Consider the following 15,973-nt stretch of genomic DNA (forward strand, 5'->3'; position numbering starts at 1 on the left):
GCAGGAGCGAGCTTGCTCGCGAACCCTCAGTAGTTCAGGTGCAGCGGCAGGTAGTGGTCCACCAGCAGCGCGATGAACAGCAGGAACAGGTAGGCGATAGAGTACTTGAAGGTCTTGATCGCCGCATGGGGTCGGCTGCCGCAGTAGAGCGCCCAGGCCCAGTCGAGGAAGCGCGCGCCCAGGGCCAGCGCGGCGAACAGGTAGACCAGCCCGGCCATGTGGATGGCGAAGGGCATCAGCGTCACGGCGAACAGCACCAGGGTGTAGAGCAGGATGTGCAGCTTGGTGTAGTGCTCGCCGTGGGTCACCGGCAGCATCGGGATATCGGCCTTGGCGTACTCGTCCTTGCGATGCAGGCACAGCGCCCAGAAATGCGGCGGGGTCCAGGCGAAGATGATCAGCACCAGCAGCAGCGGTTCGGCGGAGATCTGCCCGGTCACCGCGACCCAGCCCAGCAGCGGTGGTGCGGCGCCAGCGAGGCCGCCGATAACGATGTTCTGCGGCGTGGCGCGCTTGAGGAAGCCGGTGTAGAGCGCCGCGTAACCCAGCAGCGAGGCCAGCGTCAGCCAGGCCGTCAGCTCATTGGTGAACACCAGCAGCACGGCCATTCCGGCCACCGACAGCAGCATGGCGAAGCCCAGCGCGATGGGTGGCGAGACGCGCCCCTCGGCCAGTGGGCGCTTGTGGGTGCGCGCCATGATCGAGTCGATGCGGCGGTCGACCACGTGGTTCACTGCCGCCGCGCCACCGGCACACAGGCCGATGCCGAGGTTGCCGAACACCAGCACCTGCCAGGCAACGCCGGCCTTGGTGGCGAGCAGCATGCCGATCAACGAGGTGATCAGCATCAGCAGGACCACCTTGGGTTTGGTCAGTTCGAGCAGGTCGCGCCAGCTGGCTTGGCTGGAAGTGCTGATGACGCTGGCCATGGGCATTTCTCCGTCTTCGTGCTGACTGCTTGGATGGGGACCGGTGCGCCGCGGCGCCGGCCGTCGTGCTCAACCGTTCAATGTCATCCTTGCGAGGGATAGGCCACCGGCCGCTCCAGGGCGTCCAGGACGGTCGGGCTGCCGGCGGGCAGCTCGACGCGTTTCGCCGCGGGCGCGCGCACCCGGTAGTTCACCAGTACCAGCATCAGCAGCAGGAACGCACCGCCGCCGTTGTGCGCCACTGCCACCGGCAGCGGCAGGTGCAGCAGCACGTTGCTGATGCCCAGGCCGATCTGGAAGGACAGCCCCAGCAGCATCAGCGCGGTGATGCCGATCAGGCCGTGGCGCTGGAGGTTCCAGGCCAGCAGCAGGATCACGGCGGTCACGCACAGTGCGCCCATGCGGTGGGTCATGTGGATGGCCGTGCGGGCGTCGCTGTCGAGCTGGCCGCCCAGGTAGTTCGGGCCGATGTGCTGGGTGAGGTGGAAGCCGTTGGCGAAGTCCATGTTCGGCCACCACTCGCCGTGGCACATCGGCAGGTCGATGCAGGCCACCGCCGCGTAGTTGCTGCTGACCCAGCCACCGAGTGCGATCTGCCCGATCACCATCAGCAGGGCCAGGGCCGCCAGTGCGCGCAGCTTCGACGGCAGTTGCAGCGGGGCGAAGGCGCCGGAGAGGCGCAGGCTGAGCAGGAACAGCAGCGACAGCGTGGTGAAGCCGCCCAGCAGGTGTGCAGTGACCACCTGCGGCCAGAGCTTGAGGGTGACCGTCCACATGCCGAACGCTGCCTGGGCGATCACCACCGCGAGCAGCACCAGCGGCAGGCGCATCGGCTGGCCGTCGCGGCCGCGACGCACCAGGGCGTGCACCGCGAGCCCGAGGATCAGCAGGCCGAGGCTGCCGGCGAAGTAGCGGTGGATCATCTCGTTCCAGCCCTTCTGCGCCTCCACCGGCGAGTCGGGGAAGTGCATCTCGGCGTGAGCCAGCTGCGCTTCGTTCAGGGGCACATGGACGAAGCCGTAGCAACCGGGCCAGTCCGGGCAGCCGAGGCCGGCGTGGGTCAGGCGGGTGTAAGCGCCCAGCAGGATGACCACGAAGGCCAGCGCCGTGGCCAGCACGGCAAGGTAGAAGGCGGGTTTGCGTCTTGCCTGGATCATGCGTCGCTCCCGATCTTGTTGTTGTCGTGGGCTGGCGAGAAACGCGTCAACCGATGTTCGACAGCTTCAGCAGCAGCTGCAGGTCCTTGAGGATCGACTTGCCGTTGGCCTTGGCGTCGTAGCGCAGCACCAGGTTGCCGTGGGGGTCGACGATCCACAGTTGCGGCTGGGCGCCAGTGTGCTGGTTGGGCGTCAGGCCCAGGCGCTGCAGGCGCGGGTAGTCCTTCTCGAGCAGGCCGGTGAACTCGGCCGGCAGCGGCTTGGCGAAGGCGAGCACGTGCTCGGCGCGGCTGGCCTCGCGGCCCAGGCCGATGTTGATCTGGCGCGCCAGGTAGACCAGTTGCTGGCAGTCGCTGGTGCAGGTTTCCGGGGCGGTGACCAGCAGTTGCCACTGGTCGCTGGCCTTGTCGTCCTGCACACCGAGATCGGCCGGGGTCTGCCCGGTGGCGATCAGGTCGCCGTGGTAGCTGCGCCCCTCCGGCACCCAGAACTGCAGCTTGTACATGGCGGTGGCGAGCAGCATCGGCCCCAGCACCATGCCGAGGATGAGCAGCAGTTGAACGCGTCCGCGGCGGCGGTTGGGGGCGTCAGGCAGAGTCATGGCGGTCATGGTCTAGGGTCTCCCGTGCGCGACGGATGCCGAGGTAGAGGTAAAGGCCGGACAGCGCGATGGCCAGGGCGAACCACTGCACGGCGTAGCCGACGTGGCGCTCCGGTGGCATGGCGACGATCGGCCAGTCGGTATCGAAGGCGGCGTCTCCCGGCTCCAGGCGAATCTCCAGCGGGCTGCCTTCGCGGCCGAGCTGGTCCCACAGGAACGGCGCGTCCACCTGGGTGATCAGGCGCGGCCAGCCGGCGAGCGGAGCGCTCGGGCCGGCGGCTGGAGGGACGTAGGACCAGGCGTCCAGCAGCAGGTCGTGGCTGGGCGTATCGATCTTTGGCGGCACGCGGCGGTCGGGCCAGGGCACCCAGCCGCGATTGACCAGCAGCCACTGATGGCCGACGCGGTCGAAGAAGGGCTGCAGTACCTCGACACCGGCCTGGCCGTTGCGGGTGCGGTTGTCGAGCAGGGCAGTGTGCTCGGCGTCGAGCTGGCCTTGCAGGCGCACGCGAACATAGCTGCGTGGCGGCTGGCGTTCGAGCTCGGCGATGCTGATCGGGTCCTGCTGGCGCTGGACTTCGGCGGCAGCGAGCAGGGTGCGTTTTTCGGCGGCGCGGGAGAGTTGCCAGAAGCCCAGGCCGATCAAAACCGGCAGCAGCGCGAGGACCACCAGGGTCGGTGCGATGCCGGGCCGGAAGGCACGCGTGGCGCGGGCCGCGCGGTGCTCGGAAGCATGCTGGCTATACTGCAAGTCATCCCCCTCAACCCCAGTCCCCTGCGGACAGGAGGCCGGTAGTGCTCAAAGCTGCGATCGTTCTGTTGTTGCTGGCGACCGTTGTCAGCCTGTTCAGTGGCCTGTTCTTTCTGGTCAAGGACGAAGGCCACGGTTCGCGGGTGGTCAACGCACTGACCGTGCGCGTCACCCTCACTGCCCTGACCGTCGCACTCATCGCCTGGGGTTTCTTCAGCGGCCAACTCGGCAGCTCCGCCCCCTGGCATTTCTAGTTCCGTACCGCTCTTGGTAGGAGCGAGCTTGCTCGCGAACGCTTTTTCCTGATGCCTCAGTGTTGGGCGGTTCGCGAGCAAGCTGGCTCCTAAAGGTCCATCGGCTTCACAACACGTAAACGAAGATGAACAGCCCGATCCACACCACGTCGACGAAGTGCCAGTACCAGCTGGCCGCCTCGAAGCCGAAGTGTTTGTCGGCGTCGAAGTGTCCGCGGATGATGCGGATCAGCATGATGCTCAGCATGATCGCGCCGATGGTCACGTGGGCGCCGTGGAAGCCGGTGAGCATGAAGAAGGTCGCGCCGTAGATGCCCGAGCCCAGGGTCAGGCCCAGCTCGCTGTAGGCCTCGTGGTACTCGTAGGCCTGCAGCACCAGGAAGCACGCACCCAGTGCCACGGTCGCCGCCAGCCACAGCTTCAGCGGGCCGCGATGGTTCTTCTTCAGCGCGTGGTGGGCGAAGGTCACGGTGAAGCTGGAGGTGACCAGCAGCAGGGTGTTGATCAGCGGCAGCTTCCACGGATCGATCACTTCCCTGGGCGGCGGGAAGAGTTTGTTGTCCGGGTTGTTCAGCTGCGGCCAGCCGGTTTCGAACTGCGGCCAGAGCATGTGCGAGATGCCGTGGTGGCCTTCGCCGCCCAGCCACGGGTTGACGAAGTGGCGCACGTAGAACAGCGCGCCGAAGAACGCGGCGAAGAACATCACCTCGGAGAAGATGAACCAGCTCATGCCCCAGCGGAACGAGCGGTCCATCTGCGGGCTGTAGAGACCGCCGCGGCTTTCCTTGATGACGTTGCCGAACCAGCCGAACAGCATGTACGCCAGGATCAGCCCGCCGGCGAAGAAGATCCACGGGCCGTGCGAGTGATCCTTGCCGGCGCTCATGTCGTTCATCCAGGTGCCGACGCCAAACAGCGTCACCAGCATGCCGATGGTGGCGATGATCGGCCACTTGCTCTGCGCGGGGACGTAATAGGGATCGTGGGTTGCCATCGTTTTTGTTCTCCTTAGCCCAGAAATCGGCTGCTGATCTACTGCGCGTCGGTGAGGCTGCGTTGGTAACGGCCTCGGAATCCTCATTTACAGCTCGTAAACTCCGGCTCCTCGGCCGTTCCCGCCTTGCCTCGCTCTAGCTCGAACGATCATCAACCGATTTCTCAGCGCTCGTTACTGGCCACGGGTGGCTTGCGGGCAGTGATGTCGAACAGCGTGTAAGCAAGCGTCAGGTGACGCACATCCTTGGGCAGGTCGCGGTCGACGATGAAGCGCACCGGCATTTCGATGCGCTCGCCGGGCTGCAGTACCTGCTGGGTGAAGCAGAAGCATTCGGTCTTGTGGAAGTAGGTGGCCGCCACCGACGGCGCGATGCTCGGGATCGCCTGGGCAGTCATCGGCTTGTCGGTGGGGTTGTAGGCGACGAACAGCATCTGGTTCACCGCACCCGGATGCACCACCAGTTGCTCGGCCTCGGGGTGGAATTCCCAGACCATGTCGATGTTGTTGTTGGCGACGAACTGGATCTTCACCTCGCGCGACTGATCGATCACCTGGCCGTCGCCCTGGTAGGCGCTGCCGGATGTCTTGCCGTTGATGCCCAGTGCCTTGCACATCACGTCGTACAGCGGCACCAGGGCGAAGCCGAAGGCGAACATGGCGACCACGGCAATGACCAGCCGGGTCACCAGCTTGCGCGTTTCGATGTTGCCGTCGCTCATGGGTCGATTCCTCAACCTGCAGGAGCGAGCTTGCTCGCGAACCGCTTGATGCCTTGGCCTCCGGGGAGGCCCGTTCGCGAGCAAGCTCGCTCCTGCCAGTTCGTGTCTACTTCACTTCCGGAGGCGTGCTGAAGGTGTGGTACGGCGCCGGCGAGGGAATGGTCCACTCCAGGCCTTCCGCACCATCCCACGGCTTGGCCGGGGCCGGCGGACCGCCGCGGATGCACTTGATGACGATGAACAGGAACAGCAGCTGCGTGGTGCCGAACATGAAGGCGCCGATGGACGAGACCATGTTGAAGTCGGCGAACTGCAGGTTGTAGTCCGGGATCCGCCGCGGCATGCCGGCAAGCCCGACGAAGTGCATCGGGAAGAACGCCATGTTCATGCCGATGAAACTCATCCAGAAATGCAGCTTGCCCAGGGTCTCGTCGTACATGTGGCCGGTCCACTTCGGCAGCCAGTAGTAGGCCGAGGCGAAGATGCCGAAGATCGCGCCGGGCACCAGCACGTAGTGGAAGTGCGCCACCACGAAGTAGGTGTCCTGGTACTGGAAGTCCGCCGGTGCGATGGCCAGCATCAGGCCGGAGAAACCGCCGATGGTGAACAGGATGACGAAGGCCACGGCGAACAGCATCGGCGTCTCGAAGGTCAGCGAGCCCTGCCACATGGTCGACGCCCAGTTGAACACCTTCACCCCGGTGGGGACGGCGATCAGCATGGTCGCGTACATGAAGAACAGCTCGCCCACCAGCGGGATGCCGACCACGAACATGTGGTGCGCCCACACGACGAAGGACAGGAAGGCGATCGAGGCGGTGGCGTAGACCATCGAGGTGTAGCCGAACAGCGGCTTGCGGCTGAAGGCCGGGATGATCGAGCTGACGGCGCCGAACGCCGGCAGGATCATGATGTACACCTCGGGATGGCCGAAGAACCAGAATACGTGCTGGAACAGCACCGGGTCGCCGCCGCCGGCCGCGCTGAAGAAGCTGGTGCCGAAGTGGATGTCCATCAGCATCATCGTTACGCACCCCGCCAGCACCGGCATCACCGCGATCAGCAGGAACGCGGTGATCAGCCAGGTCCAGACGAACAGCGGCATCTTCATCAGCGTCATGCCTGGCGCGCGCAGGTTGAGGATGGTGGCGATCACGTTGATCGCGCCCATGATCGAACTCATGCCCATCAGGTGGATGGCGAAGATGAAAAAGGTCACGCTGTGCGGCGCGAAGGTGGTGGAGAGCGGCGCGTAGAAGGTCCAGCCGAAGTTCGGACCGCCGCCGGGCATGAACAGGGTGCTCACCAGCAGGCCGAAGGCCGCCGGCAGCAGCCAGAAGCTGAAGTTGTTCATGCGCGGCAGGGCCATGTCCGGCGCGCCGATCATCAGCGGCACCATCCAGTTGGCCAGGCCGACGAAGGCCGGCATCACCGCACCGAAGACCATCACCAGGCCGTGCATGGTGGTCATCTGATTGAAGAACGCCGGCTCGACGATCTGCAGGCCCGGCTGGAACAGTTCGGCGCGGATCACCATGGCGAAGGAGCCGCCGAGCAGGAAGGCGCAGAAGCTGAACCACAGGTACAGCGTGCCGATGTCCTTGTGGTTGGTGGTCAGAACCCAGCGCATCAGGCCCTTGGCAGGGCCATGGTGGTGGTCGCCGGCGTGAGAATGGTCGGGGTGATCGATCACGGTACTCATCGCGGCCTCCTTATTGTTGTTTCTGCTTGTAGGCGACCACGTCCTGCGGGGTCACCATGTCGCCGTCGTTGTTGCCCCAGCTGTTGCGCTCGAAGGTGATCACCGCGGCGATGTCGACTTCCGAAAGCTGCTTGCCGAAGGCCGCCATGGCGGTGCCCTGGACGCCGTTGAACACGGTTTCCAGGTGGTGCTCCTTGGGCCCGGTGACGATCTTCGACCCCTTGAGCGCGGGGAACATCGGCGGCATGCCCTGGCCTTCGGGCTGGTGACAGGCGGCACAGATGGTGTGGTAGACCTTGTCGCCACGAGCGACCAGCTCCTCCTTCGTCCATTCCTTGCTGGTCAGCTCCTTGAGCTTGACGGCTTCTTCCTTGCGCTCGGCCAGCCACTTGTCGAAGTCAGGCTTGGACTTCACGTCCACCACGATGGGCATGAAGCCGTGGTCCTTGCCGCACAGCTCGGCGCACTGGCCACGGTATACGCCGGGCTGGTCGACCTTGGTCCAGGCCTCGTTGACGAAGCCGGGAATGGCATCGCGCTTGACCGCGAAGGCCGGCACCCACCAGGAGTGGATCACGTCGCTGGAAGTGACCAGGAAGCGGACCTTGACCCCGGCCGGCAGCACCAGCGGGTTGTCCACTTCGAGCAGGTAGTGCTCGTCCTTGTCGGCCTTGTTGTGGATCTGGTCCTGGGGCGTGGCGAGGTTGGAGAAGAACTCCACGTCCTGGCCCAGGTACTTGTACTGCCACTTCCACTGGTAGCCGGTGACCTGCACGTCCAGCTCGGGCTCCGAAGTGTCGTACATGTGGATCAGCGTCTTGGTGGCCGGGACGGCCATCACCACCAGGATCAGGAAGGGAATGACGGTCCAGAGGATTTCCACCGTGGTGCTCTCGTGGAAATGCGCGGGCTGCTGCCCGGTGGACCGGCGATGGACGATCATCGACCAGAACATCGCGCCAAAGACGACGATGCCGATGACCACGCAGATCCAGAAGATCGTCATGTGCAGATCGAAAACGTTACGGCTGACTTCCGTCGCACCGGGGGCCATGTTGACCGTCCAGGCGGCGTTTGCCTGACTGAAAGCCAAGAGCAAAAGGAAGCCCATCCAGACTCGTGGATGTCGCAGCATTCGGGTTCCCCTTATCGTTGTTTTTATCCCGCCGGCATAGCGCCCTGGCTGCGATCCCCATTCCAGAGGGTTCGAGCCTGAACACGCCAACGGCCAAGGGAGTGACCGCCAAGACAACTTACTTTGACGTCGTACCTCGGCAGCACGCAGGGCAGGCCGGGTCCATCAGGTTTTCGGTGTGTCGAACCGGAGTATAGCCATGGGTTGCGACATAACAACGCAGAGTAAAAAACCTGTTTAAAAGACCGAAGTGTGATCTCAAAGCCACGGACGGCGCGGGTTTGGAGTACCATGCTGGCCGTCTGATATGCCGTGCCGGCATAACCAGCTCATGAATATGACAATCGCGTCTTAGCTACGCCCGGGGTGCGGCTAAGGTCTTTCTTCACCTTCCAAACCCGTTGTCTTGGAGTTGTCATGAACACCGCTGCACTGCGTGAGCTGATCCGGAATGCCCACCTGCTCGAATCCCGCCAAGGCCATCTCGCCCGCCTGATCCAGAGCCAACTGCAAAGCCTGCACAAGAGCATCGCCCTGGCCGGCGAAGATCCCAGCGGCACGCTGACGCGCTTCGTCCACGCCTATATCGAACAGGTGCCGGACTTCCTCGACGCTGCCAATGCGGTGGCCCGCGAGGCCGGTATCGAGGACCGCATCAAGCCGGTACTCAAGCTCGCCGAACAGTTCTTCCTCACGCCACCCGCGCTGCTCGACGGCCACGATGGCCTGGACGCGCTGCTGGACGAGGCCTACCTCGCCCATCGGCTGGTGGAAGAGGTGAACGACCGCTACATCGCCCACTTCAACCAGCCGCTGATTCCGCTGGACACCACGGTGGCCAACCTGGTGGCGCACCAGCTGATCGGCGAACCCTTCGCCAATCAGCTGGATGAAGCGGTGCACCACGCGGTCAACGGCATGCTCGATGACAGCACCTTCAGTGCCGAATCCGCCGTCAGCTACCGCGCGCGCCTCAACGACCCGCAGGTCGTCATGGCCTGGCAGCAGTGGCCGTGCCTGTCGCGGCAGTTCGGCGTCGAGCTGGAACTGGGCCGCGCCTGAGGCTCAGCCCGCTCGCTGTAGTGCACGTACCCGGCCTTCGACGCGACGACGCAGGCCGTTGCCGTCGATGGACAGCCGGCAGCCGCGGGCGGTGGCGCTGCGCCCCCAGTCTTCCAGCAGCTCCATGCAGGCGTGGTCGATGTAGCTCAGGTGCTGCAGCGGCACGCGCAGGTGCGTGCCGGGCTTCACCGACTGCAGGGCCTGGGACAGCGCCGGCACCTTGAGGAAGGTTGCCGCTCCGGCAAGGCGCAGCTCGGCGCCGTTGCCCTCGTCGTCGTAGCGCAGCCTGATCTTCAGCCGCGCGGCCTTGAGCACCAGCTTCAGCACTGTCAGCGCGAAACCCAGCAGTACGCCGGTCAGCAGGTCGGTGGCGACGATGGCCAGCGCCGTCGCCGCGTGCACCAGCATCGGCATGCGTCCATAGCGGCCGAGCGAACGGAGCGCCTTCAGGTCCACCAGTTTGATTCCGGTGTAGACCAGCACGCCCGCCAGGCTCGCGATGGGGATCTGCCGCAGCAGCCCGCCCAGCAGCACGACGAACGCCAGTAGCCACAGCCCGTGGAAGATCGCCGAGGCGCGACTGCGCACACCGGCCTGTACGTTGGCCGAGCTGCGCACGATCACCCCGGTCATCGGCAGTGCGCCGACCAGTCCGCAGAGCATGTTGCCTACGCCCTGGGCGCTCAGCTCGCGGTCCATGTCCGAGCGCGGTCCGTTGTGCATGCGGTCTACCGCAGCGGCCGAGAGCAGCGTTTCGGCGCTGGCGATGAAGGCAACCACCACGGCGGCCAACAGCAGTGTCGGGTCGAGCAGGGCGGCCAGATCGTCCGGGCGGACCCAGTCGATGGCGTCACCGAGGTTCTCCGGCACGCTCACCCGCAGCACATCCAGACGCAGCGCGATGCTCGCCAGCGTCGCCAGGCTCACGCCGATCAGTGCGCCGGGCAGCATGCGCAGCCGGCCCGGCTTGAAGCGGTCCCATATCGCCATGCAGGCCATGGTGCCCAGCCCGAGCAGTGCCGCGTCGAAGCCGCTGGTCTCGGACAGGAGCGCGGCCGGGAACGCCAGCAGGTTATCCAGGCCAGACGCCTGCGGCGTGAGGTCGAGCATCACGTGAACCTGCGACAGCACGATCAGGATGCCGATGCCCGCGAGCATGCCGTAGACCACGGCGGGCGAGGTCACGCGGAACCAGCAGCCCAGGCGTAGCCTTCCAGCCAGTACTTGCAGCACGCCGGCCAGCAGCAGGATCGGCCCGAGCATGGCCACGCCGTGGGTGCGAACCAGTTCGAAGACGAGCACCGCGAGGCCCGCCGCCGGGCCGCTGACCTGCAAGGGCGAGCCGGCGAGGAAGCCGACAATGACGCCGCCGATGATGCCGGTCACCAGGCCCTTTGCCGGCGGCATGCCCGAGGCAATGGCGATGCCCATGCACAGTGGCAGGGCGACGAGGAAGACCACCACCGAGGCGAGCAGGTCGCGCGGCAGCGCATGGCGCAGCTGGGAGAGTCCGGATGGAACAGGATGGGAGGCCGACATGGCGCTGTTCTCCTTCAAGCATTTTTCGGGCGCGCGAAAGCCCACGACGCCGGTCTCGACCGCATCGACACGCGCAATTCAAGGGAAGGGCGAACGCAGGGCAGCGTGCGCCTCAGGCAGGAATCAGATCAGAAGAGGGCGCGGCGTTTGTTCTGACGGGCCGCCGCGCCCCTGGAACTCACGGGCGCCAGTCGCTTATTGCGGGGAATAACGCGGGCGCGGGGTGGCGCTGGGTGTCGGGCCTTCGCCGTCGAGGGCGCGGAAGCGGCCTTCCTGGGCGTCATAGGCCTTGATGGCGCTGGTCTCGATGTCGTAGACCCAGCCGTGGATGAACAGTTGGCCGGACGCCAGGCGAGCAGCCACGGACGGGTGGGTTTTAAGGTGATCGAGCTGCGCGACCACGTTCTCCTCCGTGAGCACACCCAGGTGTTCCTGAGTGGCGCAGCCGCAGGTCTGCGCGACCACGGTGCGGGCGACTTCAGCGTGGCGCAGCCAGGCTTTTACCGTCGGCATGCCTTCCAGGGTCTGGGGAGCCAGCACCGCCTTCATCGCGCCGCAGTCGGAGTGGCCGCAGACGATGATGTGCTGAACGCCCAGGGCCATGACCGCGAATTCGATAGCGGTCGAGACGCCGCCGTTCATCTGGCCATACGGCGGTACCACGTTGCCCACGTTGCGGGTGACGAACAGGTCGCCCGGCGAGCTCTGGGTGATCAGCTCGGGGACGATGCGCGAGTCGGCACAGGTAATGAACATGGCGCGCGGGTTCTGCGCGTGGGCCAGCTTCTTGAACAGCTCTTCCTGCTGAGGGAAGACCTCATGACGGAACTGGCGGAAACCCTCGACGATATGGCGCAGCGCCTCGTCGGCAGATTCGTGGGCGTGTTCCTCACCGTGCGTTTTGTCGTTCATGTATCAGCCTCGAAGAATGACGAAGAATTTTCCCACGTCAGCCGACGCTCTCCCTGGGGAGAAAAGGCACAGCCGTGAGGAAAAATCTGTCGTGACCGATTAGTCACTTTGTGCTCAAACCCTAGACAAAGAAGATTAAACCAAAATTAAAAAACCGCTCTGGAATGAGCTTTTGCATGATGTTTCGCCGATATTTCAAGATGATATCGGCAAGCTATCATGGCGAAAAGATGGTGCGGTGATTGTATTCCGCTGGTCGAAAATTCCGAGTGGCAATTGTCAGAACAGGCTCATCTGGCTGCGCGGCGGGGCGAACGCCGTGCAGTCCAGGCCGAAGCCGCCGCGCCGGTTCAGGCCCAGGCGGCGCATCGCGACCTCGAAACGCTTCGCGAGCAGGTCGGCGAACGGACCTTCGCCGCGGAAGCGGTGGCCGAAGCGGCTGTCGTAGATTTCCCCGCCGCGCACCTGGCGGATCAGGCTCATTACATGACTGGCGCGCTGTGGGTAGTGCGCTGCCAGCCATTCCTCGAACAGCGGCCCGACCTCGCGCGGCAGGCGCAGCATCATGTAGCTGGCGCTCTGCGCGCCGGCGTCATGGGCGGCTTCGAGCAGCGCTTCCAGTTCGCGGTCGTTGATCATGGGGATCATCGGCGAACACAGCACGCCCGCTGGAATGCCGTGTTCGCGCAGGACGCGGATAGCCCGCAGGCGAGCGGATGGCGCGGCGGCGCGGGGTTCAAGGATGCGCTTGAGCTCATCGTCCAGGGTGGTCAGGCTGATCATTACGCCCACCAGCTTGTGCTGCGCCAGCTCGGCCAGCAGGTCGAGATCGCGCAGGATCAGCGAGCCCTTGGTGACGATGGTCACCGGATGGCGGTAACGCAACAGCACCTCGAGGATCTGCCGGGTCAGGCGTTGCTGGCGTTCGATGGGCTGGTAGGGATCGGTATTGGTGCCCAGGTTGATCGGCGCGCAGACGTAGCCCTTGCGGCTCAGTTCCTCTTCCAGCACCTCGGCGGCATTGGTCTTGGCGATCAGCTTCGTCTCGAAGTCCAGCCCCGGCGACAGGTCCCAGTAGGCGTGGCTAGGTCGGGCATAGCAGTAGATGCAGCCATGCTCGCAGCCGCGATAGGGATTGATCGAACGGTCGAAGGGCAGGTCCGGCGACTGGTTGCGCGAAATCACCGACTTCGCTCGCTCGCTGCGGATTTCGGTCACTTGCGGCTTGGGGACTTCGTCGTACCAGTCGTTATCCACAGGCACCGAGGTGGTCGGCGCGAAGCGGTTGTGCGGATTGCTGGCGGTGCCCCGGCCGCGGGGTGGAAGGGACGTGCTCATGTGGGAAAGCTCTGAAGAAATACTGTATATGAATACAGTAATCCACGAAGTTTTCCACAGCCAGCACTAACTGCTCGACGGTTCCTACAGTAGTCGCGTGAGCAGCCAGTACAGCCCCGCCGCCAGCCCGATGGCGGCCGGCAGCGTCAGCACCCAGGCCAGCAACATATTGCGGATGGTCGGCCATTGCAGGCCGCTGCCGTTGGCCGCCATGGTGCCAGCCACGCCGGAGGAGAGTACCTGGGTCGTCGACACCGGCAGGCCGAAGCCGTCCGCCGCGCCAATGGTGAGCATGGCCACCAGTTGCGCCGAGGCGCCCTGCGCATACGTCAGCGGGGTCTTGCCGATGCCCTCGCCGACCGTGGTGACGATGCGTCGCCAACCCACCAGCGTGCCCAGGCCGAGTGCCAGGGCCACCGCGACCTTCACCCACACGGGGATGAAGCGGATGGTCTGGTCGGCCTCGGCACGCAGCGCCTGCAGGCTGCTCCAGGTGTCGAGTTCGATATGCTGGCCACTGCGGTCCAGCAGGCGGATGGTCTCCAGGATCAGGTAGAGGTCGTTGCGCAGTTGCTGCACCTCTTCGGCCGGCACCTTGTCCAGTTGGCCGTAGCGCTCCAGGCGCGCGCTGATGTCGCCGATGACGCTGCCCAGCGAGGGCAGCAGTTCAGGCTTCACCACGTCATCCTCCTGGTAGTTCAGCAGCGCCTGGCGCGGATCGGCCGCCGGGCTGCCACCAGTGCGGTGCAACTGTTCCTGGCTGGCCTGGGTAAGGGTGAGCAACTGGCGGGTCTGGTCCGGGGAGTGGGCGCGATCCACGGCAAACGCCAAGGGAACGGTAGCGATCAGAATGAGCATGATCAGACCGATGCCCTTTTGCCCGTCATTGGAGCCATGGGCGAAGGACACGCCAGTGCAGGTCAGGATGAGGATTGCGCGAATCCACCGGGGCGGCGGTGTGCGTCCTTCCGGCGCGTGGAACAGCGCGCGGTTGCGGATGGTGGAGCTCATCACCCTCAGCAGCACAAAGGCGGCGAAGAAGCCGACCACCGGCGAGAGAAACAGCGCATAGCCCACCGTCAGCAGCTGCGACCAGGCGTTGCCGGACAGGCCGATGTGCCCGGCCATGGCGCCGTGGGCCAGGCCGATGCCGACGATGGAGCCGATCAGCGTGTGCGACGAGGATACCGGCAGCCCCAGCCACCAGGTGCCGAGGTTCCACAGGATCGAAGCGATCAGCAGGGCGAAGATCATCGCCAGGCCGGCGCTGCTGTCCACCTTGAGTAGCAGGTCCAGCGGCAGCAACGAGACGATGGCGAAGGCCACCGCGCCGCTGGAGAAGAGCACGCCGAGGAAGTTCCACACGCCTGACCAGGCCACGGCGAAGCGCGGGGGCAGGGCATTGGTATAGATCACCGTGGCTACCGCGTTGGCAGTGTCGTGGAAGCCGTTGATGAATTCGAAACCCAATGCGATCAGGAGTGCGATCACCAGCACCAGCACCGACCAGCCCGGTTCCAGGTGCGTGCCGCTGGCGTGGATGTCATGCCCGAGCGCGGCGAAGGTGAACACCAGGGCGCCGGCCAGCAGCAGGAAGAAGGTCAGTCGCCCCTTGAAGCCGTGGGTCTCGCGCAGCACGGGGTTGATCGGAAACTGCGTCAGGCGCGAGGCGCGCATCACCTCGAGCATGCCAAAGCGGTCAAGCACGGGGGCGCTTCCTTCGGGTCGGTGGCGGCATCTGGCGGATTCCTTGTGGCGATGCCCTACAGACTAGCCGGCCATGGCGCGACCGGGCTCACTGCAGGTCAATTGGCAGCGATTTCCCACCGTCCTGCTGCCATGTCCCGCTCAGGCCGGCCGCGCTCGGCGTCAGCGAGAAGCGGGCCGGCGGTGGTCCGGCCTCACCTAACGTGAGGTCTCCCTGGGCGTCGCGCTTGCCGCTCAGGCTGATGTAGCGGGCGTACTTGTCGTAGAAATAGGCGCCGCCAAGGGTGCCGTCCGGGTTCTCGTTTCCGAGCACCAGGGTGATGGGATAGCGGCCATCCAGCTTGCCCCGCCATACGCTGGCCGAAAGCGTTGCGTTGGCGCGGTGACAGTCGGTGCGCTTGTCCACCAGCAGGCAGCGGCCGTAATTGCTCAGGCGAGCGGTGAGGTCGGTGTACTTCCAGTTGTTGCTGTATTCGCCGAGATCGTCCAGCGCCTGGACAACGTGAGGCGCACAGAGCTCGCGAACCAGCGTCAATTCAACCGCGCCGAGGATCAGGTTGTTGGAGTGCAGGTCATCGTCGCGAACATAGGCCAGGCAGTCTTCGTAGATCTGCTTCTGTACCTGGGCTTCCTCGAGGTTATCCCGAAGGCGCAGGTCCTTCTGCGGTAGATCGCCTGCCAGGAATCCCTCGATACGCTTCACCCGTGCATCGCTTGCCTGCTGGCGGAGCCATTGCTGGCCATCCGGGGTGAAAAGATCACGCAGCTGGATGGGTTGGCCGGTGCGTGCATCGAAGTTGTAGGTGGTGTTGTGCTGGGACGGATAGGCCGACATGTACTCGTAGGCAATGTCCACGCTGAGGTAGCCCGGCTCGTTGCTGTCCACCTGGAAGTCCATGCTGGTCACGCCTTGCCAGCCATCGTTGTCTTCCGGCCAGACATCCTCGAACGCCGATTTCCCATAGCGTCCTGGCAGCTTCTGCAGGCTGACCGCCTGCAGCCAGGTATTGATGTTGGCTGCAGCCTCGCTCTGGTCCGTCAGCCGCGGGAAGCTGTATTCAGAGCCATTGGGATGCGTCGCCTTGATCGGCTCGATGTGAAACGCCGCGCTCGCCGGGGTGGCGAGCGCGAGCAGCAGGCTCGGGAGAATCGGGTATTTCATGCGCCATC

The 15,973-nt window shown here is 64.9% G+C and carries 15 protein-coding genes; 2 read left to right on the forward strand and 13 right to left on the reverse strand.

All coding sequences use genetic code 11. The features are described 5' to 3' along the window. Window positions 1–26: 26 nt before the first annotated feature. The 4 genes from cyoE to AC1ZV1_RS00485 all read right to left on the reverse strand — a co-directional run bounded on the left by cyoE (window position 27) and on the right by AC1ZV1_RS00485 (window position 3,438). Window positions 27–929, reverse strand: coding sequence for a heme o synthase (cyoE, locus tag AC1ZV1_RS00470; protein WP_484295050.1), 903 nt, complete (start codon window positions 927–929; stop codon window positions 27–29). An 83-nt stretch (window positions 930–1,012) separates the two neighbouring features. After that, window positions 1,013–2,086 (reverse strand): COX15/CtaA family protein, encoded by a 1,074-nt coding sequence (locus AC1ZV1_RS00475; protein ID WP_484295051.1) that lies wholly within the window; start codon window positions 2,084–2,086, stop codon window positions 1,013–1,015. 46 nt (window positions 2,087–2,132) lie between these two features. Next, complete coding sequence (locus AC1ZV1_RS00480; protein WP_484295052.1) at window positions 2,133–2,696, reverse strand: hypothetical protein; 564 nt, start codon at window positions 2,694–2,696, stop codon at window positions 2,133–2,135. Further along, the gene (locus tag AC1ZV1_RS00485; RefSeq protein ID WP_484295053.1) at window positions 2,674–3,438 is read right to left on the reverse strand and encodes an SURF1 family protein; all 765 of its coding nucleotides are present in this window, start codon (window positions 3,436–3,438) and stop codon (window positions 2,674–2,676) included. Before AC1ZV1_RS00485 ends, AC1ZV1_RS00480 begins: the two co-directional genes overlap by 23 nt. A 44-nt stretch (window positions 3,439–3,482) precedes the next feature. Between AC1ZV1_RS00485 and AC1ZV1_RS00490 the strand changes: the two genes are divergently transcribed. Further along, window positions 3,483–3,692, forward strand: a complete 210-nt coding sequence (locus tag AC1ZV1_RS00490) for a twin transmembrane helix small protein (RefSeq protein WP_015474903.1) — start codon at window positions 3,483–3,485, stop codon at window positions 3,690–3,692. Between the two features lie 106 nt (window positions 3,693–3,798). Here the strand turns inward: AC1ZV1_RS00490 and AC1ZV1_RS00495 are convergent, their stop codons facing one another. From AC1ZV1_RS00495 to coxB, 4 genes are all read right to left on the reverse strand, one after another. Next, window positions 3,799–4,686, reverse strand: a complete 888-nt coding sequence (locus AC1ZV1_RS00495; RefSeq protein ID WP_484295054.1) for a cytochrome c oxidase subunit 3 — start codon at window positions 4,684–4,686, stop codon at window positions 3,799–3,801. A gap of 164 nt (window positions 4,687–4,850) precedes the next feature. Continuing rightward, a complete protein-coding gene (locus AC1ZV1_RS00500; RefSeq protein ID WP_484295055.1) occupies window positions 4,851–5,408 on the reverse strand; it encodes a cytochrome c oxidase assembly protein in 558 nt (185 codons plus the stop codon). A gap of 106 nt (window positions 5,409–5,514) precedes the next feature. Then, window positions 5,515–7,110 carry a cytochrome c oxidase subunit I gene (ctaD, locus tag AC1ZV1_RS00505; RefSeq protein WP_184586152.1) on the reverse strand — a complete coding sequence of 532 codons (1,596 nt, stop codon included), beginning with the start codon at window positions 7,108–7,110 and terminating at the stop codon, window positions 5,515–5,517. A 10-nt stretch (window positions 7,111–7,120) separates the two neighbouring features. Continuing rightward, window positions 7,121–8,245, reverse strand: a complete 1,125-nt coding sequence (gene coxB, locus AC1ZV1_RS00510) for a cytochrome c oxidase subunit II (protein ID WP_484295056.1) — start codon at window positions 8,243–8,245, stop codon at window positions 7,121–7,123. Between the two features lie 417 nt (window positions 8,246–8,662). Between coxB and AC1ZV1_RS00515 the strand changes: the two genes are divergently transcribed. Continuing rightward, window positions 8,663–9,307, forward strand: a complete 645-nt coding sequence (locus AC1ZV1_RS00515) for a hypothetical protein (protein ID WP_484295057.1) — start codon at window positions 8,663–8,665, stop codon at window positions 9,305–9,307. Window positions 9,308–9,310: 3 nt separating this feature from the next. Here AC1ZV1_RS00515 and AC1ZV1_RS00520 read toward each other — a convergent pair whose 3' ends face one another. The 5 genes from AC1ZV1_RS00520 to AC1ZV1_RS00540 all read right to left on the reverse strand — a co-directional run bounded on the left by AC1ZV1_RS00520 (window position 9,311) and on the right by AC1ZV1_RS00540 (window position 15,965). Beyond that, on the reverse strand, window positions 9,311–10,846 hold the full coding sequence (locus AC1ZV1_RS00520; RefSeq protein ID WP_484295058.1) for a SulP family inorganic anion transporter: 1,536 nt from the start codon (window positions 10,844–10,846) through the stop codon (window positions 9,311–9,313). Window positions 10,847–11,041: 195 nt separating this feature from the next. Further along, complete coding sequence (locus AC1ZV1_RS00525; protein ID WP_484295059.1) at window positions 11,042–11,758, reverse strand: carbonic anhydrase; 717 nt, start codon at window positions 11,756–11,758, stop codon at window positions 11,042–11,044. A 279-nt stretch (window positions 11,759–12,037) separates the two neighbouring features. Further along, window positions 12,038–13,096: a PA0069 family radical SAM protein gene (locus AC1ZV1_RS00530; protein WP_484295060.1), complete on the reverse strand. Its 1,059-nt coding sequence runs from the start codon at window positions 13,094–13,096 to the stop codon at window positions 12,038–12,040. Window positions 13,097–13,180: 84 nt separating this feature from the next. Beyond that, complete coding sequence (locus AC1ZV1_RS00535; RefSeq protein WP_484297678.1) at window positions 13,181–14,785, reverse strand: inorganic phosphate transporter; 1,605 nt, start codon at window positions 14,783–14,785, stop codon at window positions 13,181–13,183. Between the two features lie 106 nt (window positions 14,786–14,891). Beyond that, window positions 14,892–15,965 (reverse strand): hypothetical protein, encoded by a 1,074-nt coding sequence (locus tag AC1ZV1_RS00540; RefSeq protein ID WP_484295061.1) that lies wholly within the window; start codon window positions 15,963–15,965, stop codon window positions 14,892–14,894. Between the last annotated feature and the right edge of the window lie 8 nt (window positions 15,966–15,973).

It is taken from the genome of Pseudomonas sp. BB438 (genome assembly GCF_057180225.1).

What these genes read in the sequence shown, in the direction of transcription:
- cyoE (WP_484295050.1), bottom strand. Translation starts at nt 929, where the DNA reads ATGGCCAGCGTCATCAGCACTTCCAGCCAAGCCAGCTGGCGCGACCTG.
- AC1ZV1_RS00475 (WP_484295051.1), bottom strand. Translation starts at nt 2,086, where the DNA reads ATGATCCAGGCAAGACGCAAACCCGCCTTCTACCTTGCCGTGCTGGCC.
- AC1ZV1_RS00480 (WP_484295052.1), bottom strand. Translation starts at nt 2,696, where the DNA reads ATGACCGCCATGACTCTGCCTGACGCCCCCAACCGCCGCCGCGGACGC.
- AC1ZV1_RS00495 (WP_484295054.1), bottom strand. Translation starts at nt 4,686, where the DNA reads ATGGCAACCCACGATCCCTATTACGTCCCCGCGCAGAGCAAGTGGCCG.
- AC1ZV1_RS00500 (WP_484295055.1), bottom strand. Translation starts at nt 5,408, where the DNA reads ATGAGCGACGGCAACATCGAAACGCGCAAGCTGGTGACCCGGCTGGTC.
- ctaD (WP_184586152.1), bottom strand. Translation starts at nt 7,110, where the DNA reads ATGAGTACCGTGATCGATCACCCCGACCATTCTCACGCCGGCGACCAC.
- coxB (WP_484295056.1), bottom strand. Translation starts at nt 8,245, where the DNA reads ATGCTGCGACATCCACGAGTCTGGATGGGCTTCCTTTTGCTCTTGGCT.
- AC1ZV1_RS00515 (WP_484295057.1), top strand. Translation starts at nt 8,663, where the DNA reads ATGAACACCGCTGCACTGCGTGAGCTGATCCGGAATGCCCACCTGCTC.
- AC1ZV1_RS00520 (WP_484295058.1), bottom strand. Translation starts at nt 10,846, where the DNA reads ATGTCGGCCTCCCATCCTGTTCCATCCGGACTCTCCCAGCTGCGCCAT.
- AC1ZV1_RS00525 (WP_484295059.1), bottom strand. Translation starts at nt 11,758, where the DNA reads ATGAACGACAAAACGCACGGTGAGGAACACGCCCACGAATCTGCCGAC.
- AC1ZV1_RS00530 (WP_484295060.1), bottom strand. Translation starts at nt 13,096, where the DNA reads ATGAGCACGTCCCTTCCACCCCGCGGCCGGGGCACCGCCAGCAATCCG.
- AC1ZV1_RS00535 (WP_484297678.1), bottom strand. Translation starts at nt 14,785, where the DNA reads ATGCTCGAGGTGATGCGCGCCTCGCGCCTGACGCAGTTTCCGATCAAC.
- AC1ZV1_RS00540 (WP_484295061.1), bottom strand. Translation starts at nt 15,965, where the DNA reads ATGAAATACCCGATTCTCCCGAGCCTGCTGCTCGCGCTCGCCACCCCG.